A 15,531-nucleotide genomic window follows, 5' to 3' on the forward strand; every position below is an offset into this window, starting at 1 on the left:
GCCGCATCATCGATGCGGCCGCTTTGCTTTGACGGAAGGCGTATGGCGGACGGGCCGCCGCGCGCTCAGTGCCAGTCGCGGATGTCGACGAAGTGGCCGGCGATCGCCGCCGCCGCCGCCATTGCCGGCGACACCAGGTGGGTGCGGCCCTTGAAGCCCTGACGGCCTTCGAAGTTGCGGTTCGAGGTCGAGGCGCAGCGCTCGCCCGGCGCCAGCTTGTCCGGGTTCATGGCAAGGCACATCGAACAGCCCGGCTCGCGCCAGTCGAAGCCGGCCTTCTTGAAGATTTTGTCGAGACCTTCAGCCTCGGCCTGTTCTTTCACGAGGCCCGAGCCCGGTACGATCATCGCGCTGACATTGGCGTTGACGGTGCGGTCGCCGATGATCTTCGCCGCCGCGCGCAGGTCCTCGATGCGGCCGTTGGTACACGAGCCGATGAAGACGCGGTCGAGCTTGATGTCGGTGATCCTGGTGCCGGCGGTGAGCCCCATGTACTGCAGCGCGCGATGCTTGGACGCACGCTTGGTCTCCTCGGCGATATCATCGGGATTAGGCACCACGCCGGTGATCGAGATGACGTCCTCGGGCGAGGTGCCCCAGGTCACGATCGGCGGCAGCTTGGCGGCGTCGAGACGAATCTCGGCGTCGAAGTGTGCGCCTTCATCCGTGCGCAGGGTTTCCCAGTAACGCATCGCGGCGTCCCAGTCGGCGCCCTTCGGCGACTTCGGCCGGCCCTTGAGGAAGTCGTAGGCCTTCTGGTCCGGCGCGACGAGGCCGGCGCGGGCGCCACCCTCGATCGACATGTTGCAGACCGTCATGCGGCCTTCCATCGACAGCGCGCGGATCGCCTCGCCGGTGTACTCCAGCACATGGCCGGTGCCGCCCGCAGTGCCGATCTCGCCGATGATGGCGAGGATGATGTCCTTGGCGGTGACGCCGTCGGGCAGCTTGCCGTCGACGACGGCGCGCATGTTCTTGGCCTTCTTCTGGATCAGCGTCTGGGTCGCGAGCACATGCTCGACCTCGGAGGTGCCAATGCCGTGCGCCAGCGCGCCGAATGCGCCATGGGTCGAGGTGTGGCTGTCGCCGCACACGATCGTGGTGCCCGGCAGGGTGAAGCCCTGCTCCGGCCCGATGATGTGGACGACGCCCTGACGCTTGTCGAACTCGTCATAGTATTCGACGCCGAAATCGCGGGCGTTCTCGGCCAGCGTCCTGATCTGCTCGGCGCTCTCCGGATCCGGATTGGGCTTGCTGCGGTCGGAGGTCGGCACGTTGTGGTCGACGACGGCCAGCGTCTTCTCCGGCGCGTGGACCTTGCGGCCAGCGTTGCGCAGGCCTTCGAAAGCCTGCGGCGAGGTCACTTCATGGACCAGATGGCGATCGATGTAGAGCAGGCAGGTGCCGTCGGGCTGCTCGTCGACCAAATGGTCGTTCCAGATCTTGTCGTACAGCGTGGTCGGTTTGGTGGCGGACATCGGTCTTCGTCCCTCAGCGATAAACAGGTGGCATGAAAACAGGTGGCATGGTGTCGGCCGGAAGGCCGGGCAAACGGCGGCGTGCGCGCAAGCGCGTCAAAGGCCGGCGGCGATCGAGGCGGTGAACCGTCCATAGAATCGCCAGGGCAGGCGGCGGTGATCGTCGAGGACGATCCGCTGCGTCGGCAGGCCGGCGATGTCGATCTCTGGAACCATTCTAGCTGTGTATCACACCGTGCGCGGGCGCGACAATCGAACGTCGCGCGTGGCTGAGGTCCCATGGATGCGGGACAAACAAAAAGCGCGGCCGTTCGGCCGCGCTTGTCGCAACTCGCGAGGGTGGGGGCGATTACTCGCCCGACGCGGCCACCTGGCGATCCTGACGCTCGACGATGCGGGCAGACTTGCCGCGCAGGCCACGCAGGTAATACAGCTTCGCGCGACGCACCTTGCCGCGGCGGACCACCTTGATGGCGTCGATCATCGGCGAGTAGAGCGGGAAGACGCGCTCGACACCCTCACCATAGGAAATCTTGCGAACGGTGAAGCTCTCGTGGATGCCACCGCCCTGACGGCCGATGCAGACGCCTTCGTAGGCCTGCACGCGGGTGCGGTCGCCTTCCTTGACCTTCACGTTGACGACGACCGTATCGCCCGGTCCGAAGTCCGGAATCGCACGGGCGGCGGCGAGCTTGTCGAGCTGCTCTTTCTCGAGCTCTTGAATGAGGTTCATGGTGAAATCTCCATCGGCGGCGCTCCCGATCGGCGGGGCGCTAACGTCCGTCCAAAGTCATTCTGCGCGGATTGGGCGCTCCTATACGGCAAAGACGAGCCGTTGTCACCCGTCCGTCGTGTTTTTTGGTCGCTTTTTGGCCGGGGGCGGAGCGGGCCGGGCGGCCCACAGATCCGGGCGGCGCGCCTGTGTCAGGGTTTCGGCCTGCGCATGCCGCCAGCGCGCGACCTTGGCGTGGTCGCCGGACAGCAGGATGTCGGGGATGGTGCGGCCCTCGAACTCCTGGGGGCGGGTGTATTGCGGGTATTCAAGTAGCCCAGCGGAAAAACTCTCGTCATCTCCGGAGCTTACGCAGCCCATGACGCCCGGCAGCAGGCGCACGCAGGCGTCGATCAGGACCATGGCGCCGAGTTCCCCGCCGGACAGAACATAGTCGCCGATGGAAACCTCCTCCAGGTTCCGCGCCTCGATCACCCGCTGGTCGATGCCCTCGAAACGGCCGCAGACGATCAGGGGGCCCGGCCCTGCGGCGAGGGCGCGCACCCGCGCCTGCGTCAAGGGGGCGCCCCGCGGGCTCATCAGCAGGCGGGGCCGGTCCGGGGCGGCGTCGGCGGCGTCGATCGCCCGCGCCAGCACGTCGGCGCGCAGCACCATGCCGGGACCGCCGCCGGCAGGCGTGTCGTCGACGGTGCGGTGGCGGTCGGTGGCGGCGTCGCGGATGTTGCGGGCGTCCAGCGCCCATGTGCCGCCCGCCAGGGCGCGGCCGGCGAGGCTGATCCCGAGCGGGCCGGGAAACATCTCGGGATAGAGGGTGAGCACGGTGGCCTGCCAAGGAGCTGGCGCGGCGGAAGTCGGAAGCGTCATGGCCGGCAAACTGGCCCGCCGCGCGCGCGGCGTCAAACCGCTGCACGGCGGAACGAGCGATGACGTTCAGACGCCGTTGCTGCGGGCGTCGGCCTCGGCGAGGCGCGGTGCAAGGCTCAACACCAGCGGGCAGATGATCAGCGCTGTCGCGGCGGTCGCCACCGTCGCCATCACCGGTCCCAGCGCATCGCCGAGCACGCCATAGAACACCGGCGCGATCGCGCCCGAGCCGATGGTACCGGTGTAGAACAGCGCGAACGCGCGCTCGGCGCGGTCTGCCGGCGCGAGCTCGGGCACGGTGCCGTAGAGCACCGACGAGGTGCCGTTGAGCATCACGCCGAGCAGCGGCAGCAGCGCCATCGTCGGCACCAGCGGCAGCGCCAGCACGGCGAGAATGCAGGCCGCGGTGCCGCCTTCGGTGATCAGCACGGTGCGCAGCGTACCGACGCGCGCGCCGAGCCATCCGCAGGTGAACTTGCCGGCCGCACCACCGATGAACACCAGCGCCAGCGCGATGCCGCTGGTCGGAAGCGATGCGCCCTTGGCCTGCAGCAGGAACGGCAGGAACGTGAGGAAGCCCATGCGCACGGCGGTGTCGAGCACGCCGATGGCGAGCAGCAGGTTGAAGCCGCCGCGGCCGCCGCCATGGGGCGCGGCCTTCGCCTTGGCGGTGCGGGCCTTGCCGACCGCGGGCATCAGCAGTGCCATCGCGAGCGCGACGATGAGGCCGAGCGCGGCGACCAGCACCAGCGCGTGCCGCCAGGGCATCACCACCAGCAGCATGGCGGTCGCGGCCGGGATCGCCGCCTTGCCGAGGTCGCCGCTGAAATTGTAGACGCCGAGCGGCCCGCGTGCTGCCGCGCCATAGGCGCGCGATACCGCGGCGGAGGCGATCGGGTGTTGGGTGCTGGAGCCGGCACCGGACAGCGCCAGGGCACAGGCGAGACCGACAATGCCGCCGGACACGCCGGCGAGCACATAGCCGAGCGCCGACAGCGCCGTGCCGACGATCAGCACGATCTTGCCGTCGATCCGCTCCGCCAGCCGGCCGGCGGGGATCTGCAGCCCGGCCATGGTGCCGGCATAGAGGCCGCGCAGCAGCGCCAGCACGCCGTAGCTCAGGGCGAACTCGGCCTGCCACACCGGCAGCAGCACATAGATGAGGTCGGTGTAGCCGTCATGCAGCGCATGGTTGAGGCCGGTCGTCGCTAGCGTGCGCGTGGCCTGGGCGCCGTCGGTGGGCTCCGCGGTGGCACGGTCGGTCGCGATGTCACCCATGCCGCGCTCCGGTAACAGTCCGTTGGAGGGGCGCGATCTGCAGAAAACCTGTTAAGACAATGTCCACGGTTCGGCGTCCGTCGGTGTGTAAGCGCTGCGTTTGGCGCGGCTGCCGACACACTATGCGGTGTTTCGCATGACTGTCACAAACCAGTAATGATCTGACAAAGGATAGAAAATCTAACTTATGGTCACGCCGTTCCGCATCCGCCGCCTGCCGCCCCTCAACGCCGTCCGTGCCTTCGAGGCCGCGGCCCGTCATGGCAGCTTCAAGGAGGCGGCGACCGAGCTCGGCGTCACCCATGGCGCGGTCAGCCAGCAGGTGCATCTGCTGGAGGAATGGCTCGGCGCGCCGGCGCTGTTCCGCCGTTCGACGCGCCGGGTGGTGCTGACCCCCGCCGGGGCGGCGCTGCTCGCCGAGTTTGGCCCGGCGCTCGATCGCATCGCGGCCGCCGTGCAGGAGCACCGGGCGCGGCGCGATGCGCCTTCCGCAGTGGTGCTCAGGGTCAATGCGCTCGCGACCTTCAGCCTGCGCTGGCTGTTGCCGCGCATGCCGCTGTTTCGCGCCGAGCATCCCGACATCGAGGTGCGGCTGTCGACATCCAACGATCCGCTCGACGCGCTGGCGGAGCCGTTCGACGTCGTGATCCGGGGCGGTCCGGATGCGTTTCACGGCTTCGCGGCGCGGTTCGTGCTGTCGGAGCATCGCCTGCCAGTCTGCAGTCCGTCGCTGCTGGCGAAGCTGCCGCTCGCCGAGGTCGCCGATCTCGCCGGGCATACGCTGCTGCATGTCACGTCGATGCCGCGGCTGTGGCGCGAGTGGCTGGCCGAGGCGGGGCATGCCGCGCTGGAGCCGGCCGCGTCGCTGACGTTCGATCACTTCTATCTGACGCTGCAGGCGGCGCTCGATGGTCTCGGCGTCGCGATGGGGCCGACGGCGCTGGTCGCCGACGATCTCGCCGCCGGGCGTCTGGTGACGCCGTTTCCGACCATCAGCCTGCCGGCGCGCAGCTACTTTGCCTACATCCCGCAGGCGCAGCGCACCGCGCCGCACAGCGCCGTATTCTGCGACTGGCTCGCCGAGCAGGGCCGGCACATGGTGTGATCGGCCGCATCCGTCGTCAGGGCACGATGGCGGTGAGGTCGAGACCCTGCATGGTCGCCGCCGCTGCGATCGCCGCAGGCAACTGGTCGAGTGCAAAGCGCCGCACCGCGATCCTGCCGAGATCGAGCAGCCCGGCTGCGGCGAGTGCCGCGAGATCGGCGGGCGCGGTGCGCGCATACATGAACTGGCCGACGATCTCCCAGTCGTTGGCGAGCAGTTCGCGGAACGAGATCTCCAGCGGCACCTCGGCGCTGCCCATGATCACCAGGCGACCGCCGCGCTTGAGCGCGCGCAAGGTCGACAGCGTGGTCGAGGTGCTCCGGGCGCTGCCGAGCAGATCGAGCGCCGCATCCGCCGCGCCGCCGGCCGCGGTGCGGATGACGTCGAGGTCCGCGGCGGCGTTCGTGCCGCCCACGACCGCCGGCACGACGCGCGGGCCGAAGGTCGCACGCAGCGTGTCGAGCGCGGCGGCGTTGCGGCCGACGGCGACGACCCGCGCCGCGCCCATCGCCACCGCCAGCATCACCGCGCCCGAGCCGAAATAGCCGGTGGCGCCGTTGACGATCACAGTCTGGCCGCCGCCGAGATGCATGCGCTGCAGGCCGCCGAACGGCACCACCAGCTTGGCGAGGCCGAGCAGCTCGGTGGCCGGGCGGTCGTCGAGGCCGCGCAGCGGCGTCGCACAGGCGGCGGGCCAGTGCGCGATCTGTGCGAAGACGCCATCGCCCCAGCGCCGCTGCAGCGCGTGCGTCGCCGGCGTATCCCCCATCCGTGTCAGGCCGATCAGGATCTGCGCCGGTTCGCGGTCCGGCGTATCCGCGCGCAGATGCGGGCTCAGGAACACACGGTCGCCCACCGCGACATGGCCGACGTCGCGTCCGGTCGCGATCACCCGCGCGATGGCATTGGTGCCGGGCACGAACGGGACCGGCGGCAAGCCATAGGGCACGGCGCCCGACAGCACCTTGTCGGTGTAGGACAGCACCATCGCAGCTTCGACAGCGACGACAACGCCGTCGGCGGCCGGCGCGGGCGTCGGCACTTCGTCGTAGCGCAGGTCGCCGGGCGCGTGCAGCCGCCAGGCCCGGTGGTGCGAGGGCGCGGAAGACGGAGCCTTGTCGGAAATCGCCATGGTCGATATCCTCCAATTTCGAAACTTACAGTCTCGAATATATTCCGAGACTTGAAGTCTCGCAAGGGTGTGGCGAGCAGGAAGGGAAGGGCCGCAGGCGATGGACGATACCGACGGCAAGGTGCGCGGGCGGCCGCGCAGCGACGCGGCGCGGCGGGCGATCCTCGACGCGGCCTACGATCTCGTGGTGAGCCGCGGCTACGCCGAGGTGACCATGGACGCGATCGCGGCGCATGCGGGCACCGGCAAGCAGACGATCTATCGCTGGTGGGCGGGCAAGGCCGATCTCGTGCTCGATGCGCTGGAGGACTGGGCCGAGGGACGCATCTCGATCACGGAGACGGAATCGCTGCCGGCATTTCTGAGCAAGGTGTGTGAGGGCGCGACCCGCGCCGGCCCGGTGCTGCGCTCGCTGATGGCGCAGGCCCAGTTCGATGCGGCGCTGCGCGACAAGGTCAGGGCGCGGCTGATCGAACCGCGGCGCGAGGCGCTGCGCCGTTGCCTCGCCCATGCCGGCGTCGAGGCGCGCCGCCGCGAGGCCCTGGTGTTCGCGATCTATGGTGCGCTGTGGTACCGCCTCTTCATGGACGAGCCGCTCGACGCGGCTTTCGTGCGGCAGATGACGGCGCTGGCGCGCTGAAACGCGCGTGTGTCACGTGGCGCGGCGGCGCGGCCTGGCGCGCTTCGGCGCAACCGGTGCGTCGCCCGGCGCGGTCTGCGATTGCCCTTCCTGGACCAGCCAGTCCCTGAACCTCGTCATGGCCGGATCGATGCTGCCGCCGGCGAGATAGGCGAAATACGCCTCGCCCGGAAAATTGAGGTGAGGGAACGGACACGCGAGCTCTTGGCTGGCGATCGCCAGCTGAAGCAGGTTGCGCGGCGCCACCAGCGATCCGAGGCCATCCTTGACGGCCTGAATTGCCACGAACAAATGATCGAACCGGTGCCCGCCAGCCACGATGGCGTTGCCGACATTGGCCTGCTGCAGCCAGGCCTGCCAGTCCTGCGGCCGGGTCATCGATTCGATCAGCGCATGGCGCGTGACGTCGGCGGGCTTCGCCAGCGGCTTGCTCGCCAGCAGTTTCGGCGAACTCAGCACCGTCATGTCCTCGCGCAGGAGGAATACGCGCTCGCTCAGGCGGGTGGACGTCGGGGCCGCCTCACCACGCACGATCACGAGATCATGGCCAGCCAAGTTCGGTGATTGTCCGGTCATGCGCGTCGACACCCAGACATCGGTCTGCGGCTCGCGTGCGCGGAACGCGCTGACGCGCGGCAACAGCCAGTACATCGCGAACGTCGCCGGCGCCTCTACCGTGATGGTCCGGCGTCCCCGCTGGCGCTGCACATAGGCGCAGGCGCCGGCGATGTCGTCGAGGGCAGCACCGAGCTTGCTGGACAGCAGGGTGCCGAACGGCGTCAGCACGAGCCTGCGCCCTTCGAGAAGGTAGAGCGGTTGCCCCAGCCAGCGCTCGAGCTGCTTGACCTGTTTGCTGACGGCGCTGTGGGTGACGCCGAGGGCTTCAGCGGCGGCTGTGACACTGCCGCAATCGGCCACGACGGCGAAGGTGCGCAGCGAGACGAGCGGGAGGTCGCGCAGTTTCATGGGAATAAAAGTTACGATTCATCGCCAATAAGTCAATTTTTATTCGCCGGCCGCCGCCCTACGGTCCGGCCCGATCGATTGACAGTTTCCAGCCAAACGAAGGGCATCATGATCGAGGTCAACGGACGAACCTACGCAAAACCGAAGCGGCCAACGGTGGTGGTGTGTCTCGACGGTTGCGACCCGCGCTATCTCAACTTCGGCGGCGCCGAGAAGGTCTTTCCCAACATCTCGCGGATGATGCGCGACGGCTTTTCGACCCTCGCCGATGCGGCGATGCCGACCTTCACCAATCCGAACAACGTGTCGATCGTGACCGGCGCGCCACCGCTGGTTCACGGCATTTCCGGCAACTACTACCTCGACCGGGCGACCGGCGAGGAGATCATGATCGTCGACGCCAGCCCGATGCGGGCGACGACCATCCTCGCCGAGATGTCGCGTGCCGGCGTGCGGGTCGTGGCGGTTACGGCCAAGGACAAGCTGCGCAAGATGCTCGGCCACCGCATGACGAACGGGATCTGCTTTTCGTCGGAAAAGGCTGGACAGGCGACGCTCGCCGACAACGGCATCGACAACGTCGAGGCATTGGTCGGGCGGCCGACGCCTGACATGTACAGCCCCGATCTGTCGCTGTTCGTGCTCGATGCGGGCATCAGGCTGCTGGAGCAGGGTCGCGCGGAGCTTCTCTATCTGTCGCTGTCGGACCTGGTGCAGCATGGCCATGGTCCGGGCGATCCCGAGGCGGACGCCTTCCACCGTGCAGTCGATGCGAAGGTTGGCCGGCTCGCCGAACTCGGCGCCGTCGTCGGCCTCATTGCCGATCATGGCATGAACGACAAGATCAACGCGGACGGAACGCCGCGCGTCGTCTTCCTCGAGGAGGAGCTCAACCGGCAGTTCGGACCGGGCGCGGTGCGCGTCATCTGCCCGATCACCGATCCGTTCGTGAAGCATCACGGCGCTCTCGGCTCGTTCGTGCGGGTCTACCTGCGCGCCAGGCTGGACCTCGCCGAAGTCATGGACGCGGCGACGGCTCTTCCCGGCATCGCCCTCGTCCTCGACGGCGAGAGCGCCGCCCGCCGCTATCAGATGCCACTCGACCGCGAGGGCGATTTCGTCGCGATCGGTGACACCCACACGGTCATCGGTTCGAGCCGGGCCGAGCATGACCTTGCCGGCCTCAAGGGGCATCGCCTGCGCTCTCATGGCGGACTGAGCGAGCAGATCGTTCCGTTCATTCTCTCGCATCCGGTCAGTCAGGCCTACCGCGAGGTCGCGAGCGCGAGGCGTGTTCGCAACTTCGACATCTTCGACTTCGCGTTGAACGGCGCGCTGCTTTAGGCGCGCCGCACCGGGCCAATCATAAAAATATCATCCAGGGAGGGACGTCATGCTCGAGACAGGGCAGGCCATCGCACGGCCGCTGGCCGCTGAGCCGGATGCCGATACGGACTACAGGCGCTACAAATGGGCGGCATTGTTGGGCGTGTCGTTCTGTTACCTGTTCTACTACACCGGCCGGCAGACCTTCGGATTTGCGATCCCCAGCATCCAGAAGGAGCTAGGGCTCTCCAAGGAAATGCTGGGCTGGGTCAGCGCGTCGATGCTGTGGGCCTATGCGCTCGGCCAGTCGATCAACGGCAATCTCGGCGACAAGTGGGGCGGGCGGGTCATGATGCTCGCCGGCGCCACGCTGTCATTCGCGGCGAACTGGGCGACCAGCTTCGCCACGGGTTTCGTCGGTCTCCTGCTCGCATGGGGGCTGAACGGCTATTTCCAGGCAATGGGGTTTGCGCCGGGCAGCAGGTTGCTGTCGAACTGGTGGGGGCACAAGAACCGCGGCTTCGTCTATTCGTTCTATATCGGCATGTCCGGCTTTTCGTCGGTCCTGGCGTATCTGCTGCCCATCGTCATCCTCGGCGGTTTCGGTCTCGACTGGCGCTGGATGTTTCGCCTGTCGGTGCTGCTGATGCTGTTCGGCGCCATCGTGATGTTTGTCACGGTGCGCGAGCGGCCGGAGGATCTCGGACTCGCCGGTCCCGGCGACGACAAGGCGCCGGATGAGGCCGGCGCGGCGGCCGTCGATACGACGACCAGCGTTGCGCGCTACCGCGCCGTGCTGTCGAACTGGCGGCTCTATGCCGCCGGCCTCTCGATCGGATTCCAGAACGCGGCGCGCTATGCCCTGCTGGTCTGGATTCCCGTGCACTTTCTCGGCCCCAACTGGAAGTCGGCGTCGGCGGTGATCGATCCGGCGTGGATCACGGTGGCGTTGCCGGTCGGCATGGCGCTGGGAGCCGCGACCAACAGCTGGATGTCCGACATCGTCTTCCGGTCGCGACGATACCTCGCCATCATCACGTCCATGGTGCTGGCCGCGCTCATCGCCATCGCGATGGAATTCGTGCCCCATGGCAGCCTGCTCGGCATCGCCGGGCTGTTCCTCTGCGGCTTCTTCGTGTTCGGGCCGGCGTCGTCGTTCTGGGCGCTGTGTCCGGATCTCTTCGGCCGGCGCCTGTCGGGGACCGCGACCGGTCTCCTGAACTTCATGTCCTACGGCTGCGCGGGGCTCGGGGAGCCGCTGATCGGGCGCTTCATGGACCACACAGGAGATACGTCGATCATCTTCCCGATCGTCGCGGTGCTGTGCGTCGGCAGCGCGCTGTCTGCGCTTCTCATCCGGCGGTAAAGCGTTTTGGAGCGACGTGGGGCCCGGCTCGCGGGAAGAAACGGGTCAAAACAAAAGTAAAATGCTCAGGCCGCGTCCGGGCTGTCGCCGTCGATTTCCTGCGGCAGTTCGACGACGATCCGGCCGCCGGCGATGTCGACGGTCGGCACCACCGCGTTGGTGAAGGGCAGCATCAGGGTCGGGCCCTTGGGCGGCGCGATCTCGATGATGTCGCCCGCGCCGAAATTGTGAAGCGCCAGCACCCGGCCGATCGGTTCGCCCGCGGCGGTTTCAGCAGCGAGGCCGATCAGGTCAGCATGGTAGTATTCGTCGTCCGCTGTGGGCGGCAGCTTGTCACGGGCGATGTAGAGTTCAAGGCCGTTCAGCGGTTCGGCATCGTTGCGGCTGGCGACGCCCTTGATCGTCGCGACGAGATGGCCCTTGGCCTCCCGCGCCCGCACCACTTCGAACTGCCGCGCACCGTCCCGGGTCGACAGCGGGCCATAGTGCAGCACCGCGAGCGGGTCTTCCGTGAACGGCCACAGCTTCACCTCGCCACGCACGCCATGCGCAGCGCCGATTTTGGCAACGCAGATTTTGGTGTCCTGCGCCAATAGCGTCATTCCGTGAAAGGCTTCATCGCCGGCATGAGCCGCGATTGTCCGGCGGCTCACTGGAGACGTAGGCAGTGCCACAAATTCCGCGTCATTGCCGGGCTTGACCCGGCAATCCAGCTTACTCGCAGCGTAACGTGAATTTTGAAGCTGGATCACCGGGTCACGCCGCTTCGCGGCGGCCCGGTGATGACGCAGAGAGTGCGGGTGCCTCTGAGCCGGATAACCCGGCGCATCAGCCGGGCATTACGGCAAGCTCAGACCAGCTTAGGCCGCAGCGGCCTTGCGCTCCTTGCGCGGCACGGCCTTCTCGGGGTTGTTGCGCGGGGTGCGCTTGGCAATGCCGGCGGCGTCGAGGAAGCGCGACACGCGGTCCGACGGCTGCGCGCCCTTGGCGAGCCAGGCCTTGACCTTCTCGAGGTCGAGCTTGAGGCGGGCCTCGTTGTCCTTCGGCAGCAGCGGGTTGAAGTGGCCGAGACGCTCGATGAAGCGGCCATCGCGCGGGAAGCGCGAGTCGGCGACGACGACATGGTAGACGGGACGCTTCTTGGTGCCTGCACGGGCGAGGCGGATCACGACGGACATGGGTTTCTCCTTAAGTGTCTGTTCGATGAATGGTGTGAAAGGCAGTTACTTCTTCTTGCCAATGCCCGGAAAACCTCCGAGGCCCGGCAATGTCGGTTTTCCAAGCCCCGGAAGGCCCGGCAGTCCGGTCGGCGAGCCGCCCGGAAAATCCTTCGGCAGCGACGGCATGCCCGGCGGCAATCCGCCTGGCATCTTCTCCGCCATCGCCTTGAGCTGGTCGGGTGACGGCATGCCGCCGCCAAAGCCCATCGCCTGCGCGAGGCCGGCGAGCGGGCCGCGCTTGGCGCCGCCCATGGCCTTCATCATGTCGGCCATGTTCCGGTGCATCTTGAGCAGCTTGTTGACGTCCTCGACCTTGGTTCCGGAGCCGGCGGCGATGCGCTTCTTGCGGCTGGCCTTGAGCACGTCGGGATTCTTGCGCTCCCCGCGGGTCATCGAATCGATGATCGCGACCTGGCGCTTCACCACCTTGTCGTCGAGATTGGCGGCGGCGAGCTGGTTCTTCATCTTGGCGATGCCGGGCATCAGGCCCATCAGGCCGCCGAGGCCGCCCATGTTCTGCATCTGCAGCAGCTGGTCGCGCAGGTCGCCGAGGTCGAACTGACCCTTGCGCATCTTCTCGGCGGCGCGGGCGGCCTTTTCGGCGTCGATATTGGCCGCGGCCTTCTCGACCAGCGACACCACGTCGCCCATGCCGAGGATGCGGCCGGCGATACGGCTGGGATGGAAGTCTTCCAGCGCGTCGGATTTTTCGCCGACGCCGAGCAGCTTGATCGGCCGGCCGGTGACGGCGCGCATCGACAGCGCGGCGCCGCCGCGGCCGTCGCCGTCGACGCGGGTCAGCACGATGCCGGTGAGGCCGACGCGCTCGTTGAAGGCGCGGGCGACGTTGACGGCATCCTGGCCGGTCAGGGAGTCGGCGACCAGCAGCACCTCGTGCGGCTGGCCGGCGGCCTTCACCTGCGCGGCCTCGACCATCATCTCTTCGTCGAGGGTGGTGCGGCCGGCGGTGTCGAGCAGCACGACGTCGTAGCCGCCGAGTTTGGCGGCCTGCAGCGCGCGGGTCGCGATCTGCGGCGGCTGCTGGCCAGCGACGATCGGCAGGGTGTCGATGCCGTTGTCACGGCCGAGCACGGCGAGCTGCTCCATCGCGGCCGGACGGCGCACGTCGAGCGAGGCCATCAGCACCTTGCGCTTGTCGCGCTGGGTGAGGCGGCGGGCAAGTTTCGCGGTGGTGGTGGTCTTGCCCGAACCCTGCAGACCCACCATCATGATGGCGACCGGGGCGGGGGCGTTGAGATCGATGGTCTGGCTGTCGGAGCCCAGCGTCTCGACCAGCTGGTCGTGGACGATCTTGACCACCATCTGGCCGGGGGTCACCGACTTGACGACGGTGGCGCCGATCGCCTGCTCGCGGACCTTGTCCGTGAAGCTGCGCACGACGTCGAGGGCGACGTCGGCCTCGAGCAGCGCGCGGCGAACCTCGCGCATGGCCGCATCGACATCGGCTTCCGTCAGCGCGCCGCGCCGCGTCAGCCGGTCTAGAATGCCGCCAAGCTTTTCCGACAGATTGTCGAACACGTCTGTCTTCCCGCTGCCTCGCCCCGCAGGACACAAGGCCCCGACGGATGCATGTTGAAGATCCCGTTCCGCTCCGCCGCGCCCGCGTGCCGGACGGTCCGGCGCACAAAACACGTTTGCGCCCGAGGGCGCACAGCGCTGTCGGGCGTTGACCTCCGGCCTCATGGACCGGGCGGCGGGTCGAAAAGAAGATCTTTCCGAAAGTGGGCGGACTTAAAGCGGCTATGGGGTGGAAAGTCAATGCCCGGTGTGCCGCCGCCGTCACCCGGCATCCAATTAAGAGATTGATCGAATTAGAATTTTTCCTCGCCGCGGTGCCGCGTCGGATCCGGAAAATCGCGGTAGAGGGCAAATTTCACGTTCTGGACCAGGGCGTTGACGCCAAAATGCAGGCTCTCGACCGGTTCCCGGCGGGACCCGACAAGCGCAAGGGCGCGGTCGAGCTGGTCCAGGCTTTCGAACTCCATCATCAGGTGAAACTCGCCGACATCGGCGCCGCTGAGTCCGAGCTTGCGGCGCATCAGCCGCCAGCGCACCAGCAGCCCCTCGGCCTTCAGCCGGCCGAGATAGGCGGCAAGGTTGTCGCTAAAGGTCGTGTCGCTCACCCCTGGATTGAGGTCGAACCAGGCGTTGTAAATCGTCATCGTCGGCACCATGTCGGATCGGAACCGTCATCCTAGAGGCGGCCGGGCTCACTGATCCACCCGCTTTCCGGTTCGGCAGAGATTCCGGGTCCGGCCCTTCGGGCCATCAGGGAATGACGAAGTCCGGAAAAGTTTGTCATTCCGGGGCACGCCGCAATCGTGAACCCGGAATCTCGCTCGATATTCGTTCCTCAACTCCTTCCTCCACTCCTTCCCACCCGGATGTCTCGATGCCGCGCTACCAGGGCCCCGTCACCGACCATTTCAACGGCAAGCATTTCTTTGATCCCGACGGCAGCCCACCCAAGCGGCTGCGCGACGTCTGGCAGTGGCAGCGCACGCGCAAGCCGGCGCAATGGCCGGCATGGCATCCCTCGCCGTTGAGCGACACGCCGCCGGCGCGCGTCGAGGGCGCCGCGGCGCGCGTCGTGTTCGTCGGCCACGCTTCGTGGCTGATCCAGACCGGCGGCCTCAATATCCTCGTCGATCCGGTGTGGTCGATGCGGGCATCGCCGTTCGCCTCGCTCGGCCCGAAACGCGTCAACGATCCTGGCATCGCGTTCGCCGCGCTGCCGCCGATCGACGTCGTGCTGGTGTCGCACGGCCACTATGATCATCTCGACCTCGCGACGCTGTCGCGGCTGAACGCCGTGCATGCGCCGCGCGTGGTCACGCCGCTCGGCAACGATCTCACCATGCGCGCCCACGACCGCGCCATTCGCGCCGAAGCCTATGACTGGGGCGACCGCGTCCATCTCGGCGACGGCGTTGCGGTGCATCTGGTGGCGACGCGGCACTGGACCGCGCGCGGCCTGTTCGACCGCAATCAGGCCCTGTGGGCGAGCTTCGTGCTGGAGACGCCGGCGGGCAAGATTTATGCGGTCGGCGATTCCGGCTATGGCGACGGCGTGCACTTTCGCCGCGTGCGCGAGCGCCACGGTGCGTTGCGCCTGGCGCTGCTGCCGATCGGTGCTTATGAACCGCGCTGGTTCATGCGCGACCAGCACATGAATCCTGAGGACGCCGTCAAGGCGCTGGCCGACTGTGGCGCAGAGCAGGCGCTTGCGCACCATCACGGCACCTTCCAGCTGACCGATGAGCCGATCGGCGAGCCGGCCGAGCATCTCGGCCACGCGCTCGATTCCGCCGGCGTGCCGCGCGAGCGCTTTCGCGTGCTGAAGCCGGGCGAGGTGTTCGCGTTGTGACGCGCCGGGGCCTCCGGCGCGCCATTGTCGGGATC

General features: G+C 67.7%; 15 protein-coding genes and 1 pseudogene. 5 read left to right on the forward strand and 11 right to left on the reverse strand.

The features are described 5' to 3' along the window. Positions 1-65: 65 nt before the first annotated feature. From leuC to JQ639_RS22885, 4 genes are all read right to left on the reverse strand, one after another. Entirely contained in the window at positions 66-1,478 is a 1,413-nt protein-coding gene (gene leuC / locus JQ639_RS22870; RefSeq protein WP_211967892.1) for a 3-isopropylmalate dehydratase large subunit, read from the reverse strand. 349 nt (positions 1,479-1,827) lie between these two features. Further along, positions 1,828-2,211, reverse strand: coding sequence for a 50S ribosomal protein L19 (rplS, locus tag JQ639_RS22875; protein ID WP_211967891.1), 384 nt, complete (start codon positions 2,209-2,211; stop codon positions 1,828-1,830). Between the two features lie 105 nt (positions 2,212-2,316). Next, positions 2,317-3,075: a tRNA (guanosine(37)-N1)-methyltransferase TrmD gene (gene trmD, locus JQ639_RS22880; RefSeq protein WP_211967979.1), complete on the reverse strand. Its 759-nt coding sequence runs from the start codon at positions 3,073-3,075 to the stop codon at positions 2,317-2,319. A 66-nt stretch (positions 3,076-3,141) separates the two neighbouring features. After that, on the reverse strand, positions 3,142-4,353 hold the full coding sequence (locus JQ639_RS22885) for an MFS transporter (protein WP_211967890.1): 1,212 nt from the start codon (positions 4,351-4,353) through the stop codon (positions 3,142-3,144). A gap of 187 nt (positions 4,354-4,540) precedes the next feature. Between JQ639_RS22885 and gcvA the strand changes: the two genes are divergently transcribed. Continuing rightward, complete coding sequence (gene gcvA / locus JQ639_RS22890) at positions 4,541-5,458, forward strand: transcriptional regulator GcvA (RefSeq protein ID WP_211967889.1); 918 nt, start codon at positions 4,541-4,543, stop codon at positions 5,456-5,458. Between the two features lie 16 nt (positions 5,459-5,474). Here the strand turns inward: gcvA and JQ639_RS22895 are convergent, their stop codons facing one another. Further along, positions 5,475-6,590: a zinc-binding dehydrogenase gene (locus tag JQ639_RS22895; protein WP_211967887.1), complete on the reverse strand. Its 1,116-nt coding sequence runs from the start codon at positions 6,588-6,590 to the stop codon at positions 5,475-5,477. 100 nt (positions 6,591-6,690) lie between these two features. Between JQ639_RS22895 and JQ639_RS22900 the strand changes: the two genes are divergently transcribed. Beyond that, positions 6,691-7,230, forward strand: a complete 540-nt coding sequence (locus JQ639_RS22900; protein ID WP_211967886.1) for a TetR/AcrR family transcriptional regulator — start codon at positions 6,691-6,693, stop codon at positions 7,228-7,230. Between the two features lie 12 nt (positions 7,231-7,242). Here JQ639_RS22900 and JQ639_RS22905 read toward each other — a convergent pair whose 3' ends face one another. Continuing rightward, on the reverse strand, positions 7,243-8,016 hold the full coding sequence (locus JQ639_RS22905; RefSeq protein ID WP_349644569.1) for a LysR substrate-binding domain-containing protein: 774 nt from the start codon (positions 8,014-8,016) through the stop codon (positions 7,243-7,245). Positions 8,017-8,058: 42 nt separating this feature from the next. Next, positions 8,059-8,196 (reverse strand): annotated as a pseudogene (locus tag JQ639_RS35840) (helix-turn-helix domain-containing protein); the annotation flags it as partial. A gap of 108 nt (positions 8,197-8,304) precedes the next feature. On the opposite strand from JQ639_RS35840, the gene phnA reads away from it, so the two are divergent. Together phnA and JQ639_RS22915 are read left to right on the forward strand one after the other, a co-directional pair. Continuing rightward, positions 8,305-9,540 (forward strand): phosphonoacetate hydrolase, encoded by a 1,236-nt coding sequence (gene phnA / locus JQ639_RS22910; protein ID WP_211967884.1) that lies wholly within the window; start codon positions 8,305-8,307, stop codon positions 9,538-9,540. A gap of 49 nt (positions 9,541-9,589) precedes the next feature. Next, on the forward strand, positions 9,590-10,888 hold the full coding sequence (locus JQ639_RS22915; protein WP_211967883.1) for an MFS transporter: 1,299 nt from the start codon (positions 9,590-9,592) through the stop codon (positions 10,886-10,888). 65 nt (positions 10,889-10,953) lie between these two features. On the opposite strand, the gene rimM is transcribed toward JQ639_RS22915, so the two are convergent. From rimM to JQ639_RS22935, 4 genes are all read right to left on the reverse strand, one after another. Further along, the gene (gene rimM, locus JQ639_RS22920; RefSeq protein ID WP_211967882.1) at positions 10,954-11,490 is read right to left on the reverse strand and encodes a ribosome maturation factor RimM; all 537 of its coding nucleotides are present in this window, start codon (positions 11,488-11,490) and stop codon (positions 10,954-10,956) included. Between the two features lie 258 nt (positions 11,491-11,748). Beyond that, a complete protein-coding gene (rpsP, locus tag JQ639_RS22925) occupies positions 11,749-12,066 on the reverse strand; it encodes a 30S ribosomal protein S16 (RefSeq protein WP_211967881.1) in 318 nt (105 codons plus the stop codon). A 45-nt stretch (positions 12,067-12,111) separates the two neighbouring features. Next, a complete protein-coding gene (gene ffh / locus JQ639_RS22930) occupies positions 12,112-13,647 on the reverse strand; it encodes a signal recognition particle protein (RefSeq protein WP_211967879.1) in 1,536 nt (511 codons plus the stop codon). A gap of 293 nt (positions 13,648-13,940) precedes the next feature. Further along, positions 13,941-14,303, reverse strand: coding sequence for a DUF6614 family protein (locus JQ639_RS22935; RefSeq protein ID WP_249123301.1), 363 nt, complete (start codon positions 14,301-14,303; stop codon positions 13,941-13,943). Between the two features lie 218 nt (positions 14,304-14,521). Here JQ639_RS22935 and JQ639_RS22940 point away from each other — a divergent pair, with 218 nt between their 5' ends. Beyond that, positions 14,522-15,496 (forward strand): MBL fold metallo-hydrolase, encoded by a 975-nt coding sequence (locus tag JQ639_RS22940; RefSeq protein WP_211967977.1) that lies wholly within the window; start codon positions 14,522-14,524, stop codon positions 15,494-15,496. Positions 15,497-15,531 lie beyond the last annotated feature (35 nt).

The sequence above is a fragment of the Bradyrhizobium sp. U87765 SZCCT0048 genome (genome assembly GCF_018131225.1).
GTDB lineage: Bacteria > Pseudomonadota > Alphaproteobacteria > Rhizobiales > Xanthobacteraceae > Bradyrhizobium_A.